A 23,127-nucleotide genomic window follows, 5' to 3' on the forward strand; every position below is an offset into this window, starting at 1 on the left:
TACCCTAATAAATACATCAATATGAAAAAAATCACAACTCTTTTATTGGCGCTTACTGCTCCGTTTTATTTTGCTCAACAAGCTGGTGACCTTATCAGCTCCGAACAGAAACTGGATTTAACTCCACAAGGTGTTATCAACTTCATCGCCAATAATCTTGGTAACCAGAATGCTCCGGATTTTGTAAATTATCTCAATAGCTTTAATGTTGGTTTAAAAGGTTATAAAATCACCTATTACACTAGAAATGAAAACAATAATCTTGTAAAAGCTACCGGTTTACTGATGTATCCTAATGTAGGCTATAAGCTTTCAACGATAGTATCAGATCACGGCACAACAGACAGCAGGCAGAATGTTCCGTCTAATCTTAAAGGCACCATGGTGGCTGGTTTTGTCCTTGAGCTCTCCCATGCCCTCAATGGCTATATTTTAATGGCTCCGGACTATGTAGGGATGGGAGACGGAGATGGAGTTCATCCTTATGTAGACTATGCTACGGAAGCGGGGGCTACCATAGACTTCGTTACTGCTGCCAATAAAGTACTGGCACAATTAGGAGTAAAACGTTATGATGAATATTTCCTGGCAGGCTATTCTCAGGGAGCCCATGCAGCCATGTCTACCATTAAAAGACTAAGCATCTCTAACCCGGGCAACTTAAAATTTAAGTATGCCTATATGGGAGACGGTCCTTATGATTTTTCAGGAGTGACTTTACAAAAAGGGATTTTAGAGAAAGATATTTATCCGTTCACTGCATTCATAGCCAATGTTATCAACAGCTGCAATAATACAGGATTTAAAACCTATAATAATAATATTTCAGAAGTAATCTCAGCTGAATATCTGGACAGATATAATTACCATGTCGTTCAGGATAATGGAGGCTTATTGTGGGGGCCTCTGCTATGGAGAAAGCTCTTGACAGAAAGTTTTGTGAATGATGCTACCAATAACCCCAACCATGTCCTCAGACAGTGTCTAAAGCCTAAAGATGTCTATGACTGGTATAATAAAACTCCTATGACATTAGGTCATTCTACCGTAGATTTAGCCATTCCACCGGAAAATACATCAAAAACAATTGATGTGCAGCGTGGCTATTATCCATGGTGGGATTTGAATAAATACAAATTGGAATCCTTTTACTGGGGACCTTTAGGCCATGTAGGAGGAGCTCTGCCTTTCCTTTTGGCATCTAATGCAAAATTCAACACCTTGAGAAGCGGAGGGCTTTTGAATGAACGGGCGATAGCAGGTTCTATTTTCGGGAAACAGTCAGCCAATACGGCTTCAGAAGTTCATCCATTATTTTCTTCCCAGATAAAACCGGATCTTGGAAGTATGCAGCTGGTTGACATTACAGATTTCAATAAAGAAAAAGTAGCGCGCAGATCTGCTGTTGACAACAACCTATCCTCTTTAAAAGATGGCGTTTATCTGTTAAAAGTATCGGAAAATAATGAGAGTAAAATAATTCCGTTTGTCAAAAACACGCCTGCCGTAATTGCAGAGAACGAGATTGTAAAGTCAGAAAACAATGCTGTTTTACAATTAAAAGTTGATCAGGAAGAACTTTCTGTTATCAATATTTTTGATGACAAAAAAAATCTGATCAAAACAATTTCTCAGGAACAATATCGTGAGGAAGGTGGAATCAGTCTTCAGAACCTGGATCATCAAAACTATACCTTTGAAGTAGTAACTCCGTTTTATAATCTGCAGTTCAGCAAAGCAGTTGGAGAACGTCCATCAGAAAGCACTGCCGAGTTATTTACACAAAACCGCCAGATTATGGCAAGATCCCGGAACGACATTAAGATGATCAGCATATATTCTGTTTCCGGAGCATTAATTCTCCAGCAGGAAGTGAATAAGCCGCAGTTTGAATCGGCAAGTTTAGATCCGGGAATGTATGTAGTTCAACTCACTCTATCTAACGGAAAAATGATTAATAAAAAAATCAAATTATAACTCACTTTAATCTATTTTATATCATTTCAAGTTAATTTTGTGCACTTCATTTTACGATGGATGAAGTGCATTTTTTATTGATTCTCTAAAATTTAAATCCGATGCTAAAATAGATCCTTGAAAAATCAAGCTGATTATTTCGGGAAATATTAATATTAATGGGGCCTATAAGAGATTCATAACCTAAATTCAAAGCATATCCGAACATATCAAAGCTGTTAGTAAAAGGAGAAAGCTCATCACTGATCTTACCATAAGTAAAAGAAGGGGCAATATAAAACTTCTTCATCACTCTGTATTGTAGTGACAGTCCTCCTTTAACTACAGAGTTGGTAGGTAATTCTTTCTGCCGGAGTCCATTGAATTCAGGATTCATCAGCTCAGTGTTATATTCACTACCTCCCAAATTGTATTTTTCATTAAGAAAAAGATAAGGAACCTGTTCTTCTCTTACAGAACCCAGGCTTGCTCCAAGAAAAAAATTGGCTTTCAGCGCCAGTCTTCTTGTAATAGGATAAGCAAAATTTTCATTCAGAGTAAATGAAACAAAGTTCTTAGGTTTAAAATAATATTCTGCTTCAGGATTTAATATGGCATACAGTGTAGGCTGTACACTGCTTAAATCATATAGCTTATAGCTGTCTCCATAATATAATCGGGCACTTACCTGAAGATGATTTCCTCTGGTAAAATAATATTTCTTATTAAGATTATTCTGTTCGAATTTCAAAAAAGTATTGAAATTGCTGTGGTTGTACAGTTTTTTGTTATAATTATCCGTTTTTGTCTGATCTACTTTATCCAGTAACGTATACATTCTTTCCAGATTGAATTCCGTTCCTAAAGAAAGAAAAGCATTGGGAGACACATTATAATTCAGTGATATTTTCCCGGTGATATTTCTATACATATGGTTGGGAAAACTGGCATTGGCATCTTCATCAAACACATTAAGAAGTCTGAAGGTCAAGTCATTACTTTTAAGATGAACAATTTTTGCTTCGGCATCAAACCACCATCTGTCTTTCTTACCTAGAAACTGCTGATAAGCCAGTTTTGCTTTAAAACGTTCTGAAACATCTACCGTTGCCAAAAATCTCGATCTGTTCATCAGGATATTTCTATAGGTATAATTAACAATAATCCCCACTGACTGTTCATTATCGTAGTGAAGAGCCAGCTTGAAAGCTCCTTTTTTGGCTTTCTTTACAAAAATATTCATTACAAGGCCGTCACCTTCTTTGGTATAAGTGTAATAAACCTTCACGTATTGCCGCATTCCAAATACCCTGTCTATGGCTTCATTAACCGTTTTTACATCATAATACTTCCCTTCTTCCAGGTTCATTTGGTTTTTAATAACCTCAATTTCAGTGGCGTCTGTAAGTGGTGTTCCATCTTCCTCATTAAACGTGAATTTTGTAGTAGGAAGTTTTACTTCTTCAATCAGGGTATGTTCATATTTTATTCCAGCTTTTCGCTGAGCCTCGGCCAATGCTACAAACTCTGGAAGATGCTTTTTAGCTTCAATTTCACCAATCTTGATGATCCTTCTGAATTTGGCAAAATCTTTTGTGGTAATATCTCCTAAAGGATCCACAAAATCTACCAGGATATTGGATAATACTTTCTGATGTTTAAAATCTTCTACTGACCGGATTGCGTGGGTCTGATAAATCATCTTCATCGGATTCTCTATCTCTTTTTTGGTAAAGAGCCTGAATCCGGTATACCCTCCCATTACAAAATCAGCGCCCATCTCCCGAACTTCATTCGCAGGATAATTCCTGTCCAGGCCGCCATCCACTAAAAGCTTCCCATCAATATACACCGGTGCAAAAGCTGCAGGGATTGCCAACGTAGCACGGATTGCCAATGGCAGGGATCCCTTTTTCTGCATAACCAAACCTCCATTTTCTATGTCTGAAGAAGTAAGCTGTACAGGAATCTGTAATTGACTGAAATCATTGATATGCTTTGCATTGAATGTAAGCGTATTAAGAACTTCTCCCATATATTGTCCTTCGATATAGGAACTGGGTAACGTGGGAAATCCTTTTACAACAGGAAATTCAAGGATGTATTTATCATACTCATCCTTTTCACTGATATTCACTTTATGGTATGGAATTTTATTGCTGAGAATTCTGTTCCAGTCAACTCTGTGAACGGTAGACTTTAGCTGATCTGCATTATACCCCATTGCATACAAACCTCCTAAAATACCTCCCATACTGGTACCCGTGATATAATCCACCTTAATTCCCAGTGAATCTACCATTTTAAGAATCCCGATATGAGCAAATCCTTTAGCCCCGCCGCCACTAAGAGCCAAACCAAACTTAGTATCCTTGGTGATGTACTGTAGTGCAATACTCAGAGAGTCATTTTTTTGCTGGGACCTGGCTGTTAAGAAAAGAAATGTGCTTAAAAATATCAGGCTCTTTTTCATGTGTGCTCTTTATTTTTTCAGGTTAAATCAAATTAATCAGTTTATAAAAATATTTAGTTTAACCGAGCTGTAAATATACAATAAAAAAGCATTTTCCTTTATCTGTACCTGAGCAGTAAAGATTAATTTTACGAAAAAACAACTTGATTTACAATAAAAAGAAATAAAGATTCTAATAAGCCTTTATACTTTCCACAAAAGGAATTTCCGGATTTAGAATTTCAAGGATAAGGCTTTTAACAGATTTCATGGCATCATCAATATTCCCTTTCTCAAACTGTAAGGAAACAACCCCTTTTTTAGCTTCGGAAAAGCTCCATATTCCTGTTTCTATCGGGAAACCCCAGAACTCCGGTAAATGCTGCACTACATAATGATAAATACAAAGCTGTAAAGCCTGTTTTCTTTCACTGTTGTGAAAATAGCCCTCTACATTCTCGCCGTCAATTTTTACAATGAGATTTTTAATCTTGGCTGTTTTGTAATCGATGATTCTTAAAGTTCCATTCAGCTTATCTATCCGGTCAATGAATCCCAGAAAGGAAATTTTATCGTTTCCTTCGAGATAAAAATCTATGTTTTCAAACCTTCTTTCTATATCGATAATTTCCAGTTTATCCCCTTGTTTTACCAGCTCAAGATCATGCCTCAGAATATTTTCAATTACTTTTTTAGCAATTGCCTTATGAATATAATTCATTCCTTTTTCATAGAATTCCGGCTGATGTTTAAGCTTTTCAATAGCGATATCTATATATTTATCAATAGCTTTAATTGAATTTTCTAAATCACTTTCTTTTAACACCTTACCCTTTATCTCTTCATATATTTCCTGAAGTGAATAATGCACAAGATTTCCATAATTTTTCACAGACAGTTCTTCTTCAATCTCATCTGTTTCCGAAGTATTTAAAATCTTTGATAAGTAGAAATCTATAGGATTATAAAGGTAGCTGGTAAGATGGGAAGCGGATACTTTTTCCTTCCATTTCTGAAGCCTCTCCTGAACAATCTCAGTCTTAGGAATTTCTATAGGTTTGGTGAGGATAGGTTCTGAAGAGTTTTCAATAATCAGATGTTCAATATGATGGGAGCTCTCCATTTCTATCTGCGTAATAAACCTGCTTTTTTCACCAGTATTCACTCCTGAGCTCAACGCATTGTACAGCAGATGTACATTGGTAGAATCCTGAATCAAACGGTAAAAGTGATAGGCATAAATACTGTCATTTTCAAGGAACGTATGCAGGTCAAAGAATTTTCTTATATCAAAAGGAATATAAGTATTCTGCGAGTTTCCCAGGGGGAGTTTTCCTTCATTAACGGAAAGCATAATAACATTTTCAAAATTCAGGAGACGGGTCTCCAGCAGTCCCATAATCTGAAGCCCTCTTAAAGGTTCTCCCTGGAAATCGATACTTTCGGAGTTGATATACTGGTTGATCAGGATCTCCAGAGTATCCATTTTGATTGTAATATTATAGGGAGTCAGCTGATTTTTGATAATCCGGAAGGCATTTTCAAAATGAGAGACATTTTCATACTGAATATCATCAATTTCCAGCCATTTTACCTGCTGACAAAATGCAATAAGGATATCCAGGTATGTATTGGTATTCTCTGCCTTTTGAAGCAGTTCAAAATAAGAAAGCCCATTCAGAAGCTCCTGCAGGAGTTTTCTGGAAATATAAACAATATTCCTTTCTTCTATTTTTGCTTTAAAATCATTGATGACCTGCTCATCTTCTGCAGACTTTGGAAGCTCTTCCAAAATAGGAAAAACATCCCGGTAATAATATGAAGATTTATTTTTCTCCAATTGTTTCTGAAGATAGAAAAGGCGTTTCACAGCATTGGAAAAAGACAGGTTTTTCAATGGAAAACCCATGGTAATATTTAAAGTCTCTATCCCGTGCATGACATCAAGACTCGCCGGAAGAAGATTCTCATCAAGAAGTACTACAGCTGTATTGGAATAGGTTTTATTATTGATTTCCTTGAATATTTCCGGCAGTACTTTTGTTTGGGTAACATTTCCTGAAACTTCATATACTTTGATGTTTTTAGGCTGATTAAAGTCATCTTCAATCCACTGAAAAGCACGGTTGTCATCAAACTCTTTCCATGTTTTATGGTTTCTGAGAAATTTTCCGGCTTCCTGTCTTTCATCATCAAAATAATAGCGGTCGGCCTGAAAGAAACACTGGGCTTTATTCCATTGCAGCAAGCTCCTCACCAGTTTCTCCTCCACCGGTGTGAAGGCATTAAAGCCACAAAAGACAAAATGTTCCGAAGTATTTTTAGCAAAAGAAACAATTTCAGCTTTAGCTGTTTCATGAATCATCCCGGAAGTTGCCCAATTTCTTTCTTTAAGTCTTTCCTTTAATGCCGGGAGAAATATGTTCATATTCTGCCAGAAGTTCAGGAATTTCTTTCTTGGCACGTCATCATCTTCTCCAAGATTCTGAGCCCATTCTTTAATCCTTTCCTCATCAAACATATATTCCAATACAGCCTGATCACTATCTGAAAATTTCAAAACATCATCCCAGTCCTTCTGCAACGTAGGAAACCATTTTAAAAATTCTGAAAAATCATCATTCGGAATAAGGTTCAGACTTCTGTAGACATCAAATGAAAAAAGCCAGAGCGGTATTCCCTGGATAGGCTGCTTATCTGCAATGGTATTGATCAGCTCTTCCACTGTAAAGAAATTGGGAAGAAATCCTGAGTAATTGCGCTCTTCTAAGATCTGCCTGATAAATACAATGGGACGCTTTCCGGGCAGAATAATATTAAACGCCGAAAGGTCCGGGTTTTGTGCCAGCAGTTCGTGAATGATCTTATTGAGGAATTTCAAGGGGCTTTATAGCTTTTTAAATGTTCTAATTCTTCAGCAATGACAGTATTATATTCTGCCTGCTTTTCTTTATTCATCCCATGACTGGTATCTTTGTCATAGGAGATCTGAAAGTTTTTATAGTCGTTGGATATGCCTTTATAAATTGAAGCAAACCATTTGTCATAATCAGCAGAAGTATTGATTTTTTCAGCAACCATTTTTCGCATTCTTCTTACAAATAACTCTGCAATATCAAAATGTTTCTGCTCATGGACTAAGATATAATCATTAATCTTTTTCACATCCTTCCATGATTTATCTTCATTGAAAATCGTTTTAATCTCTATGGTAACAGGAGATTTAGGATTGGTAGATTTGATCACTGAATATTCCCAGCCACAATGGGTATAGGCGGCTACATCCGGATTATTTCTTCTGTTGGCTGTGCTTTTAAAATTATTCCAGTCCAGCTTTTGACCTTCCTTCCAGATGATCTTTTGTCCAAATGCAAGGTTTACAGCTAAAAAGAGGGATAAAACAATCAGCTTCATGCTTATTTCGCTACAATTGTTTTTGTAATCCAGTTCTTTCCGCCATTCCAGAATCTAAAAGTATAGGTTCCCTTTTGCTGTGGGCTAAATTTAATCTGATTGATTCCTACGTAAACGCTTTGTTCACAGGGGCCATTCGTCCTATATTTATAAGCAGTTACCGTTCTTTCCAGATCATCTTCATAAATATAATCATATCCGTAAAAACCATCACAATGAGAAGGGTAAGTAGAATACGTTTTTATATTCTGTATGCTAAATACATCCATTGTGTCTTTCATCACCTTTACACTGTCTATTTTGATCTTAGCAATAGATTCAACCGTCTGGTAATCATCATCATTACATGAGACTACAGCTAACCCCAGTAATAATGTCGAAAATCCAATGTTTAAAAACTTTTTCATAACCTTCAATTTCCTGATTATCAATAAATATTTAGCAAAAATTATTCCTTAATTATACAAATTTAGGAATTAAAGTTACCTTTTGATACATAAACTACTTTTTTTGTATCAAAAAATTCTTCATCAAAATAGTTTTTAAGATTATAGATCTCAGATTTAATCCCGGCAAGCTCCTCAGCGAGGTCGCCGCCCTTTAAATATAAAATTCCGTTATGCTTGGGATTTAACTGTTCTTTTTCAAATTTCCCTTTCAGCCATCTTAAAAATTCAGGCATCTGGGTTACCGCTCTGCTGACTACAAAATGGTATTTTTCTTTCAGCTTTTCCGCTCTTCCATGAATAGCCTTCACGTTTTTCAAATCAACACCTTCTGCCACAGCATTGACAACGCTGATTTTCTTTCCGATAGAATCTATTAAAGTAAACTCTGCTTCAGGAAACATAATAGCTAAAGGAATTCCCGGAAAACCACCTCCGGTTCCAATATCCAATACTCTTGTTCCCGGTGCAAATTCCATTACTTTAGCAATTCCCAGCGAATGAAGGATATGCTTTTCATACAGCGATTCCATATCTTTTCTGGAAATTACATTGATCTTTTCATTCCACTCATTATAAAGCTCCTCCAATTGGGCAAACTGTTTTAACTGTGTTTCTGTAAGATCCGGGAAATATTTTAATAGTAACGTTGTAGACATGTGAATTATTATAATCTGCAAAAATAAGGTTTTATTATTTTTATTCAAACTTTAGCAGCATCTATATCAAAAAATAAAACGGTATGAATATGCTAAAGGAATTACTCTGCGAAAAACATCAATTCAAAATAGTTTGAAGCTCCCAAAACCTGATAAAAATCTTTAAACTGGGCCTGTTTTTATTTCCCGACAAAACCTTTTTATTATATATTTGTTAAAATTGAAAAAAAATATGGATAAACTTTCAGATAGAGTAAAAAGACTAGGATACTCACAGACTTTTGTAATGTCTAACAAAGCCAGAGAAATGAAGGCAAGCGGAATTGATGTGATCAGCTTAACTCTTGGCGAGCCGGATTTCGATGTTCCGGACAATATAAAACAGGCTGCTTTTGATGCCATTAATGAGAACTACAGTCACTACTCTCCTGTTCCCGGATTCCTGGAATTACGTGAAGCAATTACATATAAATTAAAAAGGGATAATCATTTAGAATATAAACCTACTCAAATCTGTGTCTCCAATGGTGCCAAACAGGCCATCATCAATGTTTTGGCAGCTATTATCAATGATGGGGATGAAGTACTGCTTCCTGCTCCTTATTGGGTAAGCTATGATGAGATGGTAAAAATGATGGGTGGAAATTCCGTAATGCTTCCAACTTCTTATGTAACAGACTTTAAAATTACGGCAGAACAGCTGGAAGAAGCCATCACAGAAAAAACAAAAGCTGTACTTTTCAGCTCGCCATGTAACCCCTCAGGAGGATATTATACGTATGACGAACTGAAGTCATTAGCAAAAGTGATCGCCAAATATCCTCAGATCACGGTCATCTCGGATGAAATCTATGAATACATCAATTATGAGACAAAAACCACTTCTATAGCCCAGTTTTCTGAAATATATGAACAAACTGCTGTTATCAACGGAATGTCTAAAGCATTTGCAATGACAGGATGGAGAATAGGATATTCTGCATGTCCTGAATGGCTGGCAAAAGCTTGTGAAAAGGTTCAGGGTCAAATGACCAGTGGAGCAAATACAGTAGCTCAGAGGGCTTCCATTACGGCATTAAAGACGGCCCCATCCGAATACAGATATATGATCGATGCTTTCAAGCAGAGAAGAGATCTTATGTTTGATCTCATCAAGGAAATTCCAGGATTCAAAGTATTGCTGCCAAAAGCAGCATTCTATTTCTTCCCGGATATCTCGCATTATATCGGAAAAACATTAAACGGAACTGAAATTAAAAATTCAGATGATTTTGCCATGTTCCTTTTAGAAAATGCCCATGTAGGCTGTGTAGGTGGACTTTCTTTCGGAAGCCCGGAATGTATCAGATTTTCATACGCCGCTTCTGAAGAAGAACTTAGAGAAGCTATGAAGCGGATCAAGAATTTACTGGCTCCTTTCAATTAATAATCCAATTCCAATATATCAAATGAATCTGTTCAAAAAACTGACAATTGCCACAAGTATTGCTGCTGCAAGTTTCGCAGGCTACGCTTATGGGCAGGATTTCCAATGGAAAGAAGCAAAATCCAACGGCTACTCTTACAGGTATGTTACCAATGATCCTACTTCAGCAAGGTATTACACTTTGAAAAACGGCTTAACGGTCATTCTGAGTCCTACCCATAAAGATCCGAGGATTCAGACTTATATTGCCACGAAAGCAGGAAGTAAAACTGATCCTGCAGACCATACCGGACTGGCACACTATCTGGAGCATATGCTTTTCAAAGGAACTGATCAGTTTGGCTCTAAAGACTGGGCTAAAGAAAAACCTCTTTTGGATCAGATTGATGCTCTTTACGAGAAATACAACACTACAAAAGACGAAGCTAAAAGAAAAGAGATCTATAAAGAAATAGACAGGATTTCCGGAGAAGCCGCCAAATATGCCATTGCCAATGAATACGACAAAATGCTGGCTGGTATGGGAGCTGATGGAACGAATGCCTTTACTTCTTTTGAACAGACGGTGTACACTGAAGATATCCCGGCGAATGTTATTGATAAATTTCTGGCTGTACAGGCTGAAAGATTCAGGAAGCCGGTATTGAGGCTTTTTCATACAGAATTGGAAGCAGTTTACGAAGAGAAAAACAGATCGCTTGATGATGACGGAGACAAGGTTTTTGATACCATGTTTGCCCATCTTTTTCCTAATAACAATTATGGAAAGCAGACGACAATAGGAACTATTGAACATTTAAAAAACCCATCCCTTCAGGCCATCAGAGATTATTACAATAATTACTATGTTCCCAATAATATGGGGATTATCATGTCAGGAGACTTTAATCCGGATGAAGTCATTGCAAAAATAGACAAAGCCTTCTCCTACATGAAAACCAAAACAGTTCCTGAATATAAAATCGGACAGGAAAAACCAATTACAACCCCTGTTATCAAAGAAGTTGTGGGACCCAATCCTGAAAGCGTAATGCTTGGTTTCAGATTTCCGGGAGCTTCTACCAAAGATGCCAGATTACTGAACCTTGTAGGAAATATGCTTACCAATGGCCAGGCAGGATTAATTGATCTTAATCTGGTAAAGAAACAAAGATTACTGGGTGCAGATGCTTTTCCTTATGCCTTAAAAGATTATTCTGTTTTATTGATACAGGGAAAACCTACGGAAGGACAGTCTTTGGACGAAGTAAAAAACTTGTTGCTTCAGGAAATAGACAAATTAAAAAAGGGAGAATTCTCTGATGATTTAATTCAGTCTATTGTTAACAATGAAAAGAAAAACATCATCCAGAAAGATGAAAAATACTCGTCGAGAGCAGGGATCCTGATGGATGAATTCACCTCTGATGTAGATCATAAAGTTTCATTGGAATATGTAGATGAAATCTCCCATCTTACCAAAAAGGATATTATGGATTTCGCCTTCAAATATTTACAAAACAATAATTATGTAGCTGTTTACAAGAAAAAAGGTGAAGACAAAACTATTGTAAAGGTTGATAAACCAACCATTACTCCCGTGTCAGTAAACAGAGAAGATCAGTCTCCTTTCCTTAAAAAGATTGATGAGATGCCTGAAAATGCGATCTCTCCGGTATGGTTGAATTATGACAAAGATATCGCTAAAAATAAACTGGGAGCTATAGACGTTCTTTCTGTAAAAAATACAGATAACGCCCTTTTCAGGATGTATTATCATTTTGATTCCGGAAAATGGAACAACAAGATACTTCCCTTGGCAGCAGAATATCTTCAGTATTTAGGAACAAAAAATAAATCTTCTGAAGCCATCAGTAAAGAGTTTTATAAACTGGCATCGGGTTTTGAGGTAACTGCCGGAAATGAAGAAACCTCTGTATCTCTGGAAGGTTTAAATGAAAACTTTGATCAAACCATTGCTTTATTTGAAGACCTTATCAACAATAGCCAGGCTGACCAGGAGGCTTTAGATGCCTATAAAATAAGACTTAAAAAAGCAAGGGCTAATGCCAAACAGAATAAAGCCACTATTATGAGCGGGCTTAGAAGTTACGCCCAGTATGGTGCACAAAATCCTTTTAATAACGTTTTAACGGATGCAGAACTTGATGCCCTGAAGGCGGAAGACCTGATTAATGTACTTCACGATTTATTCAATTTTAAACATAAAGTACTTTATTACGGTCCAAAATCAGGGACCGAAGTGGTAGCATCTTTAACTCCTGTTCACAAACTTCCTGCAACACTTAAAGAACTTCCTACATCCAAAACTTTCGTTCAGATCCCTACAGATAAGAATAAGGTATTGTTTGCCCATTATGATATGGTTCAGGCTGAAGTTTTGTGGATCAGAAATTCCGATCAGTACAATCCAACCATTACTCCAACCGTAAGTTTATTCAACACCTACTTTGGAGGCGGAATGGGTTCCATTGTATTCCAGACCATCAGAGAATCCAAGGCATTGGCCTACTCTACTTATTCTTATTTTGCACTTCCGGGTAAGAAAACAGATAAAGATATGATTATGGCTTATGTGGGAACCCAGGCTGACAAATTCAATGATTCTACCACTGCAATGAATGAGCTGCTTACCACACTGCCAAAATCCGGGCAATTGTTTGAAACGGCTAAAAGCGGATTGAAAAAATCTATTGCATCAGAAAGAATTACACAGGATGGTATTATTTTTTCTTATTTAAAATCTCAAAAGCTTGGAAACAAATTTGATATGAGAAAAAATGTTTACGAACAGGCTCCAAAACTGTCTTTTACAGATATCAATGCCTTTCATGATAAGGAAATGAAAAATAAAAACTACACTTACTGTCTTGTCGCTTCTCAAGATAAAGTAAATGAAGCCGATATGCAGAAATTAGGTGAGGTAAAGAAGCTTAATTTAACTGAAATATTTGGATATTAAAATAAACAAAAGTCCTGTTTTCAGGGCTTTTTTATTTAGGATGAATCAAAAACAATTATAGATTTTATTTATCAATAATAACTTGTTCGATAGATGAATCTTTTATATCTTTGCCTAGAAATTAAATATAAAAACAGAAAATTATGTCTTTAGTAGGAAAAAAATTCCCAAATTTAACAATTGACGCAATGTCAGAAATGGGTGACGATCTTAGAATCAACATTCTTGATGAAGCAGTAAACAACCAACAAAAAGTTCTTTTATTCTGGTACCCGAAAGATTTCACTTTCGTTTGCCCTACAGAACTTCACGCTTTCCAGGAAGCTTTAGGTGAGTTCGAAAAAAGAAATACTAAAGTAATCGGAGCATCTTGTGATACTAACGAAGTACACTTCGCTTGGTTAAACACTCCAAAAGATAACGGAGGTATCGAAGGGGTTACTTACCCGCTTTTAGCTGATACTCACAGACAATTAGCAAACACGTTAGGAATCGTAGATCAGGATTTCGAATATAACGAAGAAGGAGAAGAAGTTTTCACAGGTTCTAACGTAACATACAGAGCAACTTACCTTATCGACGAAACTGGAAAAATTTTCCACGAAGCGGTAAACGACATGCCTCTGGGAAGAAACGTAAAAGAATTCTTAAGATTAATTGATGCTTATACTCACGTTCAAAAACATGGTGAAGTATGTCCTGCAAACTGGGAAGAAGGTAAAGATGCTATGAAAGCAGACAGAACTTCTACAGCAGAATACTTAGCAAAAAATTAATATCTTAATTTTAATATAACAATGTAACAGTCTAACGGTATAACGATTTTAAAAGTCATCTTTTTGAATGGTTAGATTGGTAAATTTTTAGATTGTTACATTGTTTCTTTTTTTTAAAAATAAACTTATGTACACAGAATTAACCGAAGATACATTACAGAATATAGTGAATGACAACGAAAAAGTAGTTGTTCAATATGGCGCAACATGGTGCGGAAACTGCAGAATCATGAAGCCGAAATTCAAAAAATTAGCTTCTGAAAACGACAGTATTCCTTTTCTATATGTAGATGCTGAAAAACTTCCTGAGAGCAGAAAATTAGCAAAAGTGGATAACTTACCTACTTTCGCCATCTTTAAAAACGGTGAGTTGGTAAACCAGGTACAGTCTAACCGGGCAGAAAGTTTAATTAACCTTTTTAACGAATTATCATAATGAAATTACCCGTAATCAGACAGTTTTATCAGAATCAGACTCCTGAAAACCTTGAAAAAACATTGGAAGTTCTGGAGAGTTTCTGTGAATTCAGAGGAACAAGTGAAGAAGATCTAAATGTTGCCGGAGAGCTTATTACAAACATCTGTGGAGCTTTAGAAGTTCACTCTAACGTACAGAATGGAATGAGCGAAAAAGATGCTTTAAATTCTTTTGCACAAAAGGTTTTAGGATCTATCGATAAATAGTTCTTTAATAATTAAAAATTATAAAGACACAATATATCTGGGGATTCCCATTACTATATTTTTTCCCTATTCTTTAATAGCTACTTTATTTTTACTGGAATAATACTTCAAAAGGCCATCTGGTCACTCTGAAGCCAGAAGTTATATCCGTATCTGTTAAAGAATATCCAATTAAAATCCCGATGAAATGTCATCAGGATTTTTTGGGTTCGCTGATTTAAATATTCATATTACTTGTAAATAAAACACTAACCTCACTCATATCTTTGCACTAATAGTACAAATACAAACTAAGTCAATAGTGTCACCCGTGAAAATATTTGTGTTATTTGTGGTGAAAAACGGCTAAATACATCCATTCTATGGTACAGTAAGAGTGGACTTTAGCTTGCTTTTTAGGTTGTATCCATTGGCTTTTAGCCAAAACCTATTTAAATTTTATCTTGCAGATTGTGCTGATTATGCAGATGTTTATATAACCGTTTACAATTCTCTTTGTCTTTAGATAGTAAAGTAATATTTTTTTATCGCAAAGAAAAAACTAGAAGCTTGATAAATAAGGTTGCAAAGGATTGATTAATTGAAATTAATCTGATAAAGCTGTATATCAGACTTTAAGCATGAAAACACTACGTTGACAGAAATAAAAAATCCTGATGAAAATATCACCAGGATTATATATAAATGATAAGCACAAAGCTTACCATTATTGAATTAGTTTCTTTTGCTCATTAAGATGCTTAAGATATACCAAAACAGAAGCATAATAGAAGCAAAAAGCTGTAATGCAGCTCCTACATACTGATTTGTTCCGTATGAATCTTTTAATTTACTGGTTTGGTATAAAATTGTTGCTGAGGCCAAAATAACCATTCCCACTGAGAACCATAATCCTAAGTTAAAACCGAATAGCATTCCGCCAACAATCAATCCGATTGAAATGAATCCTCCGATAACGATAATATTTCTTAAAAAAGAAAAATCTCTCTTAGAAGTAAATGCTACGGCAGAAATACCGGCAAACATGGCAATAGTTAAAGTAGCCGCCTGAAAGATTACATTGGCTCCACCTGCCATATTCGTAGCAATATAAAGCATAGGCATAAAGATTACCGCTTCCAGTAGGATATAAAACCCTAAACCGAGATATTGGGTAGACTTACTTTGTGAAAGTGACCATTTAGAAGCTAAAATTGAAGCCAGCCAAAAAACACCGATAATCAATAACCAGGCATATCTTTGTCCGAACATCATGGCAATAATTTCTATCGGCACCGTCTTCAACAAGATCGTTTCAACTCCAATAAACGCAAGAATTGATAAAGCAACATGCAAATAGGTTTTCTTGTAAAAACTCGCTTTCTCTACATCTGAGGAATGAGCGACTAAAACATCTGTCATCATAGTTAATATTTTTTTTAATTAATCGAAAATAATTTTTATTTATCTTTCTTTTCTGGCATAATTCCCAGAATTTTTCCATCCTCTTCAAATATGGCACTCACCACTTCTTTTGAAGATGAATCTCCTGCGTACTTGTATTTGATATTAGGATGATCAGCACCATCCATCGTTACATAATACCCTACTTTTAAGACTTCAAGTTTTTTGTTAGGGTCTATACCTTCTTTTACTTTTTTAAGAACATCGTCCGTCACAATTTCTTTTACTTTATCAGAAAGCAAGCCGTCAATAGTCTTATGATCAGAGGCTTGTAAAGCAGTCATAAACTTCACAAAGTTATCATTATAGAGATTTACTTTTTCCTTACTTATGGTAGCCGGCTGTTCTTTCTTTTGATTGTTCTCAACTTCCAGTCCTACAACTTTCTGTGCAAATACCAGTTGTCCTCCAATGATGGCAAGTCCTAAAAATATTTTTTTCATATGATCCGTTTTGTTATTTTGGTGAAATAAGTGATGGAAGATACGAAAATCAGACCATTTCCAAAAATTTCATTGTGTCTACATTATCCGCATACGTATCAAGACCCGGATTCTGGGCCTCTCCGAAATGAATAGAGTCTAATCCTAATTCATCTTTAGCTACTATACATTGAATATTCTCTTCATTTTCAGCTATAAAATTTTTAACATCCTCCAATGAACTGTATCTGCTGAAATTGATCACAGAAAGCGGGCTGAATAGTTTATCATCCTCTTTCAGCATCACAAAATTATTGTCCCAGAACTTATCCTGGTTCAGTAAGTATACAGCCCTGTTGTAATCATAATTATTGGCATATTTATGATGATTGATAATATCCTGAAACCCTATAAAGCTTTCAAATAATCTGTCGATTACAAAGTCCTTCGGGATAAAAATCCGGGTTACATTCCTGCATCCCAGACCAAAATACTGGAAAATATCATTGGCTAAAAGCTGTAATTCCTCTTCAGTTTCGTCACCTTTTAAAACAGCAACCGATGTTCTGTTTTTACGGATAATGCTCAAATGATTTTTAAAATAATACTCCAGGTATCTTGCGGTATTATTACTTCCGGTAGCAATTACGGCATCAAAATTCTCTAATCTTTCTACAAATTCAAACTGAATTTGGTCTCCGGAAAACTCTTTCCACTTTTTTAACAGGAACGGAATCATATACTTATCTTTTGAAGACAGCTTAATTACAGGAATATGATTGCTTAAAACCACAGAAACCACATCATGAAATCCTACTAAAGGAATATTTCCTGCTAAAATTAAGCCTACCCTCTTTGAAATTTTTGAAATAGAATAGTTTTTTAGCCAACCTCTGATGCTTTCTGCTGTAAGCAAATCTGCCCATTGCTGTAAAGCAAATTTCTGATTCTCAAGGGTAAACCACTGGTTCTCTATTTTTGTTTTCTGTAACAATAATTCAATATCTACATCATCCTGATTGTAGTTTTCCGTTTTTTTCGATAAAAACGTTTTTATATAATCACTTAATTTAATAAGTCCTAAAACTTGATTTTCGCTATTCATAATTACTGTAAAATTGGGGAATATTTTGTAATTTTGTGCAAATTTAAAAAAAATTAGCGATGGCTATTAAAATAACTGATGAATGCATTAACTGTGGGGCTTGTGAACCTGAATGCCCGAACAATGCAATATATGAAGGAGCTGTAGACTGGAAAGCTTCTGATGGTACTGCCCTGAACGGGACAATTACACTGCCATCAGGACTTACTGTAGATGCTGACGCGGCACAGGAACCTGTAAGTGATGATGTATATTTCATTGTAACAGATAAATGTACGGAATGTAAAGGCTTCCATGAAGAACCACAGTGTGCGGCTGTATGTCCGGTAGACTGTTGTGTTCCCGATGAAGATCATGTAGAATCTGAGGAAGCCCTTCTTACTAAAAAAGCATTTTTACACGGCGAATAAAAAATTCCGTCTCATCATCTGTGAGGCGGTTTTTTTAACCATAAATTCAAAATCTAGTAAAAAAGAAAAAAATAAATCGCAGGGAGCCAGCTCCCTGTTACAACCAAAAAGTAAAAAAAAATATGAACAAAAAGCACAACTTCAGCGCAGGACCATGCATTTTACCTCAGGAAGTATTTGAAAAATCAGCTCAGGCTATTTTAGATTTTAATGGTATCGGGTTATCACTTCTTGAAATTTCACACAGAAGCAAGGATTTCGTAGCCGTAATGGACGAAGCACGTGCGATTGTAAAAAGATTGATGAATCTTGGTGATGATTATGAAATACTTTATTTGGGTGGTGGTGCCAGCTTGCAGTTTGCAATGGTTCCTTATAACCTTATGAGAGTAGGTGGCAAAGCAGCATACCTGGATACGGGTACCTGGGCTGCCGGAGCAATCAAAGAAGCAAAGAAATTAGGAAATGTAGATGTTGTAGGCTCTTCAAAAGAAGAAAACTACGCTTTCATTCCTAAAAATTATACGGTAGGTTCAGATTACGATTATTTTCACTGTACTTCCAACAATACAATTTATGGAACTCAAATGAAATCTTTCCCTGAGGTAGACACGCTGATGGTATGTGATATGAGTTCTGATATTTTCTCAAGACAGCTTGATTTCTCAAAATTTGACTTAATCTATGCGGGAGCTCAGAAGAATATGGGACCTGCCGGAGTTACTTTAGTGGTTATAAAAAAAGAAATTCTTGGTAAAACAGGAAGAGAGAATATATTGTCTATACTGGATTATTCCCAGCATATCAGCAAAGAATCTATGTACAATACACCTCCGGTATTCCCTGTATATGCGTCTTTATTGACTCTTCAACACCTTGAAAATAATGGAGGAATTGCTGCTGCAGAGCAAAGAAACGAGGCCAAAGCTAAGCTTTTATATAATGAAATTGACAGCAATCCACTGTTCAAAACATTCTGTGTAGAAGAAGACCGCTCATTAATGAATGTTTCTTTTAACATTACAGACGAAAGCAAAAAAGAAGAATTTGATAACGCATGGAAAGCTGCCGGTATCAGTGGACTTAACGGACACAGAAGCTTAGGCGGATACAGAGCAAGCTTGTACAATGCTTTGACAATTGAAAGCGTGCAGGTTTTAGTGGATGTAATGAAGTCGATAAAATAGCTTATATTAGGCGACCGAAAATAAAAAAATAATAGATGACTGATTTCAGAGGTTAGACCCTAAAAATCTCACTTCTTATTTCTCAAATTTAACATCTATAATAAAATAACGCATGAAAGTTTTAGCAAACGATGGAATTTCAAAATCAGGAGAACAGGCTTTAAAAGAAGCCGGAATTGAGATCCTGGACAATAGAGTGGCTCAAGATCACGTTATTAAATTTATCAATGATAATAACGTGGATGTCCTTTTGGTAAGAAGTGCAACAAAAGTAAGACAAGAAATGATTGATGCATGCCCTGGTCTTCAGATTATAGGAAGAGGCGGAATTGGGATGGATAACATTGATGTTGACTATGCTAAAAGTAAAGGAATTAAAATTATCAATACTCCTACAGCATCTTCAAAGTCTGTAGCAGAACTGGTTTTCGGACACTTTTTTTCATTAGCGAGATTTCTTCATGAATCCAACAGGCTGATGCCTCTGGAAGGAGACACTCACTTTAATGCCATGAAAAAATCATTCAGTAATGCCTATGAACTTTCAGGAAAGACATTAGGAGTTATTGGCTTTGGAAGTATTGGCCAGGAAGTGGTAAAAATGGGAATTGCATTAGGAATGAAAGTTCAGGTTCTTACAAAAAACCCGAGAACCGAAGTTCTTACCCTGAATTTCTTTGATGGGCAGGCTGTTCATTTTGAAATCACGTCTACCAATGATATGGATGCATTTCTTAAAGATGCAGACTTTATCAGTATCAATACTCCAAAAACAAATAAGTATATTATAGATACCCCTCAATTTGAAAAAATGAAAGACGGTGTTTATATTGTAAATACAGCAAGGGGCGGCGTTATCAATGAAGTGACATTAATAGACTTCATTGAGTCAGGTAAAGTGGCGGGAGCGGCATTGGATGTTTTTGAAAATGAACCCAGCCCGGAACTGCCGTTATTAATGAATCCATCCTTATCCCTGTCTCCTCATGTAGGAGGTAATACAGTGGATGCGCAAGAGAAAATCGGAGTCGAACTTGCGGAACAAATTATTAAGTTACAAAAAGAAACTATAAGATAAATATGCCTGTTTTTAAACCTTTCCGTGGAATAAGACCTCATAAAGACTTGGAGAGTACTTTCCCTACACATCCACTGGATAATTTCACCCAGGAAGAGATTGCAGAGAAGGCTCAAGTTGAAAATACTTACATCAATATGATTAAACCTTATGTTGTAAGTAAATCCAAAGATATTGACCGGAACCTGAGGAAGATCCGTTCTACATTTGAAGAACTTCTGGAAGAAAAAAAATTAGTCCAGGACAGTTCAGCCTATTATCTTTATGAGCAGATCTATCCCAATAAACAGGTTTTCAGAGGACTTTTGGGACTGGCCAGCATTGAAGATTTCTGGAATGGAAAAATCAAAAGACATGAAAGCACCATTCCTCAGAAAAAAGAAAAACTGGCACACTATCTTGAAAAAGTAAGCCTGCAGGCCGAGCCTGTACTGCTCACCTACCCTGCCAACTCTAAAATTGAGCTGTTGATGAATCATGAGGAAAAAAATGTTCCTATTTTTAATCATACAGATAACCTGGGTATAAGACATAAAATCTGGAGAATAGATAACCGTCTGAAACTTCAGCAGTTCAAAGAAGTAATAGATCAGATTGATTCATTTTATATTGCCGACGGACACCATAGAATTGGCTCTACAGCCATCAATGCAAAACGTCACAAAGAGAAAAATAAAAGACATAACGGAACCGAGCTTTACAATTTTGTATACAGCTTTATTGTTTCCAACCAGTCAATTAAAATTCATGATTACAATAGAATTTTACATGATATGAATGGTCTTTCGAATGAACAGTTTTTAAAAGAACTTGAGACTTATTTTCTTATTCATGAAAAAGGAGAAGCCTCATATTTCCCGTCTCAGAAATTCCATATTTCAATGTATCTTGGTGGGAAGTTTTATTCCCTTCACGTAAAACACGACCTCCGTTCCAAAGAAATGTCTCTGGATAACCTTGACCACCATCTTTTAGATAAATATATTTTCAAAGATATCCTGAAAATTGAAGATCCTGACAGCTCAGATAAAATATCATATGTAAAAGGAACTTCTAATATTAACGGTATCAATATCTTAAAAGAAAAAATAGATAGTGGTGAAGGTGTAGTAGGCTTCGGAATCTACCCTGTAAGTTTTAACGATATGATTAAAATTTCAGACTTAAGATTAAGTATGCCTCCAAAATGTACATTCATTGAACCCAAATTGGTTACTGCTTTATTAATGTACGACATGAAATCTTAATAAATTCCCATTTTTTTCCTACTTTTAACATCGGAAAAGAAAGGTCAATAAAAAAATGAAAAAAATATTCATCATACTTCCACTCTTTTTGAGTGGATTTTTATTTTCTCAGAAAAAGCCGCAAAAACATCCGGCAAAAAAAGGCACCGTAGCCAAATTCAATTATCATGATGAATTTAAAAAGATATCAGACGAAATCTTAACCAATGGTGAAGCTTACTCTAATCTTGGAGAGCTTACAAAAGGCATCGGACCTCGCTTCAGTGCCACTCCGGGTTATGCAAAAGCATCGGACTGGGCTGAGAAAAAACTGAAAGACGCCGGTATACAAAATATATGGAAACAGGATGTAAAAGTTCCTGTTTGGATCAGGGGTAAAGAATATCTACAGATAAAATCAGGAAACGGAGAATGGAAAAACATCAGAATGCTCTCCTTTGGAAACTCTGAAGGAACAGACGGAAAAGATCTTACAGCAGAGCTTTTACTGGTAAATGACATGGCGGAACTGAACGCTTTAACCTCTGTACAATTAAAAGATAAAATAGTTTTCGTCAATTCTCCTTTAGACCAGAAAGTAGTCAATACCGTTGACGCTTATCTTATCACGGCCAAATCTAAGCTGCTCTCAGCCTCTGTCATTGGCAAAAGAGGCGCTAAAGGTTTAATTATACGGTCACTCACTACAGCTTCGGACGATACTCCTCATGCTAAAATGATTTATTATGAACCGGACGACAGGGTGAGGATTCCTGCAATAACCATCGGAGTAAAATCGGCTGATGAACTTGAAAAATTATTGAAAAAGCAAAAAGTAACTGCTAAACTGAACCTGTCTGCCGAAACTAAAGGAGAAGCTGTTAACCAGAATATTATCGGCGAAATTCCAGGAAATAAAGACGCAAAAGTGATTGTTCTAGGAGCACAGCTTGACTCATGGGACTTTGCAGAAGGAGCCCACGATGACGGTTCCGGAGTTGTACAGTGTATTGAGGTTCTAAGAACGCTTAAAGCACTTGGCTTTACCAATAATCATACAATAAGAGTTGTATTGTACGCCAATAGTGAAAATGGCGGCCAGGGACGGGATATGTATGCCTCGTATGTAAAAAAGAAAGATGAGAAACATATTTTCGCTTTAGGAACAGATTCCGGAGGCTATTCGCCAAGAGGATTTTCTTTAGATATGCCTCCTCAGAGAAGAAGACAGATTTTTGAATGGAAAAACTACTTCCTTCCCTATGGAATTTATGATTTTGACCAAACTTACGCAATACAGGATATTGCCCCCTTAAAAAAGCTGGATATCCCGCTGGCAGAACTGGTAGTAGACACCCAACGTTATTTTGACTACCATCATTCTGTAGAAGATACTTTCGACAAAGTAAATAAAAGAGAGCTTCTCCTGGGAGCTGTTGCTATGACTCAACTTATTTTCATGATTGATAAAAACTGGTAAC

General features: G+C 36.1%; 19 protein-coding genes. 11 read left to right on the plus strand and 8 right to left on the minus strand.

What is annotated here, in order from left to right:
• The first annotated feature begins 21 nt into the window (after window positions 1–21).
• The gene (locus tag MP477_RS01225) at window positions 22–1,977 is read left to right on the plus strand and encodes a T9SS type A sorting domain-containing protein (protein ID WP_257188848.1); all 1,956 of its coding nucleotides are present in this window, start codon (window positions 22–24) and stop codon (window positions 1,975–1,977) included.
• A gap of 85 nt (window positions 1,978–2,062) precedes the next feature.
• Here the strand turns inward: MP477_RS01225 and MP477_RS01230 are convergent, their stop codons facing one another.
• The 5 genes from MP477_RS01230 to rsmG all read right to left on the minus strand — a co-directional run bounded on the left by MP477_RS01230 (window position 2,063) and on the right by rsmG (window position 8,927).
• Complete coding sequence (locus MP477_RS01230; RefSeq protein ID WP_257188849.1) at window positions 2,063–4,429, minus strand: patatin-like phospholipase family protein; 2,367 nt, start codon at window positions 4,427–4,429, stop codon at window positions 2,063–2,065.
• 172 nt (window positions 4,430–4,601) lie between these two features.
• A complete protein-coding gene (locus MP477_RS01235; protein WP_257188850.1) occupies window positions 4,602–7,289 on the minus strand; it encodes a PD-(D/E)XK nuclease family protein in 2,688 nt (895 codons plus the stop codon).
• A complete protein-coding gene (locus MP477_RS01240) occupies window positions 7,286–7,822 on the minus strand; it encodes a DUF922 domain-containing protein (RefSeq protein ID WP_257188851.1) in 537 nt (178 codons plus the stop codon). Before MP477_RS01240 ends, MP477_RS01235 begins: the two co-directional genes overlap by 4 nt.
• A gap of 2 nt (window positions 7,823–7,824) precedes the next feature.
• Window positions 7,825–8,229, minus strand: a complete 405-nt coding sequence (locus MP477_RS01245) for a hypothetical protein (RefSeq protein ID WP_230035625.1) — start codon at window positions 8,227–8,229, stop codon at window positions 7,825–7,827.
• Window positions 8,230–8,291: 62 nt separating this feature from the next.
• Window positions 8,292–8,927: a 16S rRNA (guanine(527)-N(7))-methyltransferase RsmG gene (rsmG, locus tag MP477_RS01250; protein ID WP_257188852.1), complete on the minus strand. Its 636-nt coding sequence runs from the start codon at window positions 8,925–8,927 to the stop codon at window positions 8,292–8,294.
• Between the two features lie 232 nt (window positions 8,928–9,159).
• On the opposite strand from rsmG, the gene MP477_RS01255 reads away from it, so the two are divergent.
• From MP477_RS01255 to MP477_RS01275, 5 genes are all read left to right on the plus strand, one after another.
• Complete coding sequence (locus MP477_RS01255) at window positions 9,160–10,353, plus strand: pyridoxal phosphate-dependent aminotransferase (RefSeq protein WP_257188853.1); 1,194 nt, start codon at window positions 9,160–9,162, stop codon at window positions 10,351–10,353.
• Between the two features lie 22 nt (window positions 10,354–10,375).
• Window positions 10,376–13,315, plus strand: coding sequence for a pitrilysin family protein (locus MP477_RS01260; RefSeq protein WP_257188854.1), 2,940 nt, complete (start codon window positions 10,376–10,378; stop codon window positions 13,313–13,315).
• Window positions 13,316–13,458: 143 nt separating this feature from the next.
• Entirely contained in the window at window positions 13,459–14,091 is a 633-nt protein-coding gene (locus tag MP477_RS01265) for a peroxiredoxin (protein ID WP_047098363.1), read from the plus strand.
• Window positions 14,092–14,218: 127 nt separating this feature from the next.
• A complete protein-coding gene (locus MP477_RS01270; protein WP_257188855.1) occupies window positions 14,219–14,527 on the plus strand; it encodes a thioredoxin family protein in 309 nt (102 codons plus the stop codon).
• The gene (locus MP477_RS01275; protein ID WP_047495508.1) at window positions 14,527–14,775 is read left to right on the plus strand and encodes a hypothetical protein; all 249 of its coding nucleotides are present in this window, start codon (window positions 14,527–14,529) and stop codon (window positions 14,773–14,775) included. Before MP477_RS01270 ends, MP477_RS01275 begins: the two co-directional genes overlap by 1 nt.
• 714 nt (window positions 14,776–15,489) lie before the next feature.
• Here the strand turns inward: MP477_RS01275 and MP477_RS01280 are convergent.
• Genes MP477_RS01280 through MP477_RS01290 form a run of 3 tightly spaced genes read right to left on the minus strand, consistent with a single transcriptional unit; the run spans window position 15,490 to window position 17,745 of the window.
• The gene (locus MP477_RS01280; protein ID WP_257188856.1) at window positions 15,490–16,179 is read right to left on the minus strand and encodes a Bax inhibitor-1 family protein; all 690 of its coding nucleotides are present in this window, start codon (window positions 16,177–16,179) and stop codon (window positions 15,490–15,492) included.
• Between the two features lie 35 nt (window positions 16,180–16,214).
• The gene (locus MP477_RS01285) at window positions 16,215–16,661 is read right to left on the minus strand and encodes a peptidylprolyl isomerase (protein ID WP_257188857.1); all 447 of its coding nucleotides are present in this window, start codon (window positions 16,659–16,661) and stop codon (window positions 16,215–16,217) included.
• A gap of 49 nt (window positions 16,662–16,710) precedes the next feature.
• Window positions 16,711–17,745 (minus strand): acyl-CoA reductase, encoded by a 1,035-nt coding sequence (locus tag MP477_RS01290; protein ID WP_257188858.1) that lies wholly within the window; start codon window positions 17,743–17,745, stop codon window positions 16,711–16,713.
• 59 nt (window positions 17,746–17,804) lie between these two features.
• On the opposite strand from MP477_RS01290, the gene MP477_RS01295 reads away from it, so the two are divergent.
• The 5 genes from MP477_RS01295 to MP477_RS01315 all read left to right on the plus strand — a co-directional run bounded on the left by MP477_RS01295 (window position 17,805) and on the right by MP477_RS01315 (window position 23,126).
• Window positions 17,805–18,155 (plus strand): 4Fe-4S binding protein, encoded by a 351-nt coding sequence (locus MP477_RS01295; protein WP_257188859.1) that lies wholly within the window; start codon window positions 17,805–17,807, stop codon window positions 18,153–18,155.
• A gap of 122 nt (window positions 18,156–18,277) precedes the next feature.
• Complete coding sequence (gene serC, locus MP477_RS01300) at window positions 18,278–19,342, plus strand: 3-phosphoserine/phosphohydroxythreonine transaminase (RefSeq protein WP_257188860.1); 1,065 nt, start codon at window positions 18,278–18,280, stop codon at window positions 19,340–19,342.
• A 112-nt stretch (window positions 19,343–19,454) separates the two neighbouring features.
• Window positions 19,455–20,420: a D-2-hydroxyacid dehydrogenase gene (locus MP477_RS01305; RefSeq protein ID WP_257188861.1), complete on the plus strand. Its 966-nt coding sequence runs from the start codon at window positions 19,455–19,457 to the stop codon at window positions 20,418–20,420.
• Between the two features lie 2 nt (window positions 20,421–20,422).
• Window positions 20,423–21,667, plus strand: a complete 1,245-nt coding sequence (locus MP477_RS01310; protein WP_257188862.1) for a DUF1015 domain-containing protein — start codon at window positions 20,423–20,425, stop codon at window positions 21,665–21,667.
• 55 nt (window positions 21,668–21,722) lie between these two features.
• Entirely contained in the window at window positions 21,723–23,126 is a 1,404-nt protein-coding gene (locus MP477_RS01315) for a M28 family peptidase (protein ID WP_257188863.1), read from the plus strand.
• Window position 23,127 lies beyond the last annotated feature (1 nt).

The sequence above is a fragment of the Chryseobacterium sp. WG23 genome, assembly GCF_024586575.1.
Classification (GTDB): domain Bacteria; phylum Bacteroidota; class Bacteroidia; order Flavobacteriales; family Weeksellaceae; genus Chryseobacterium.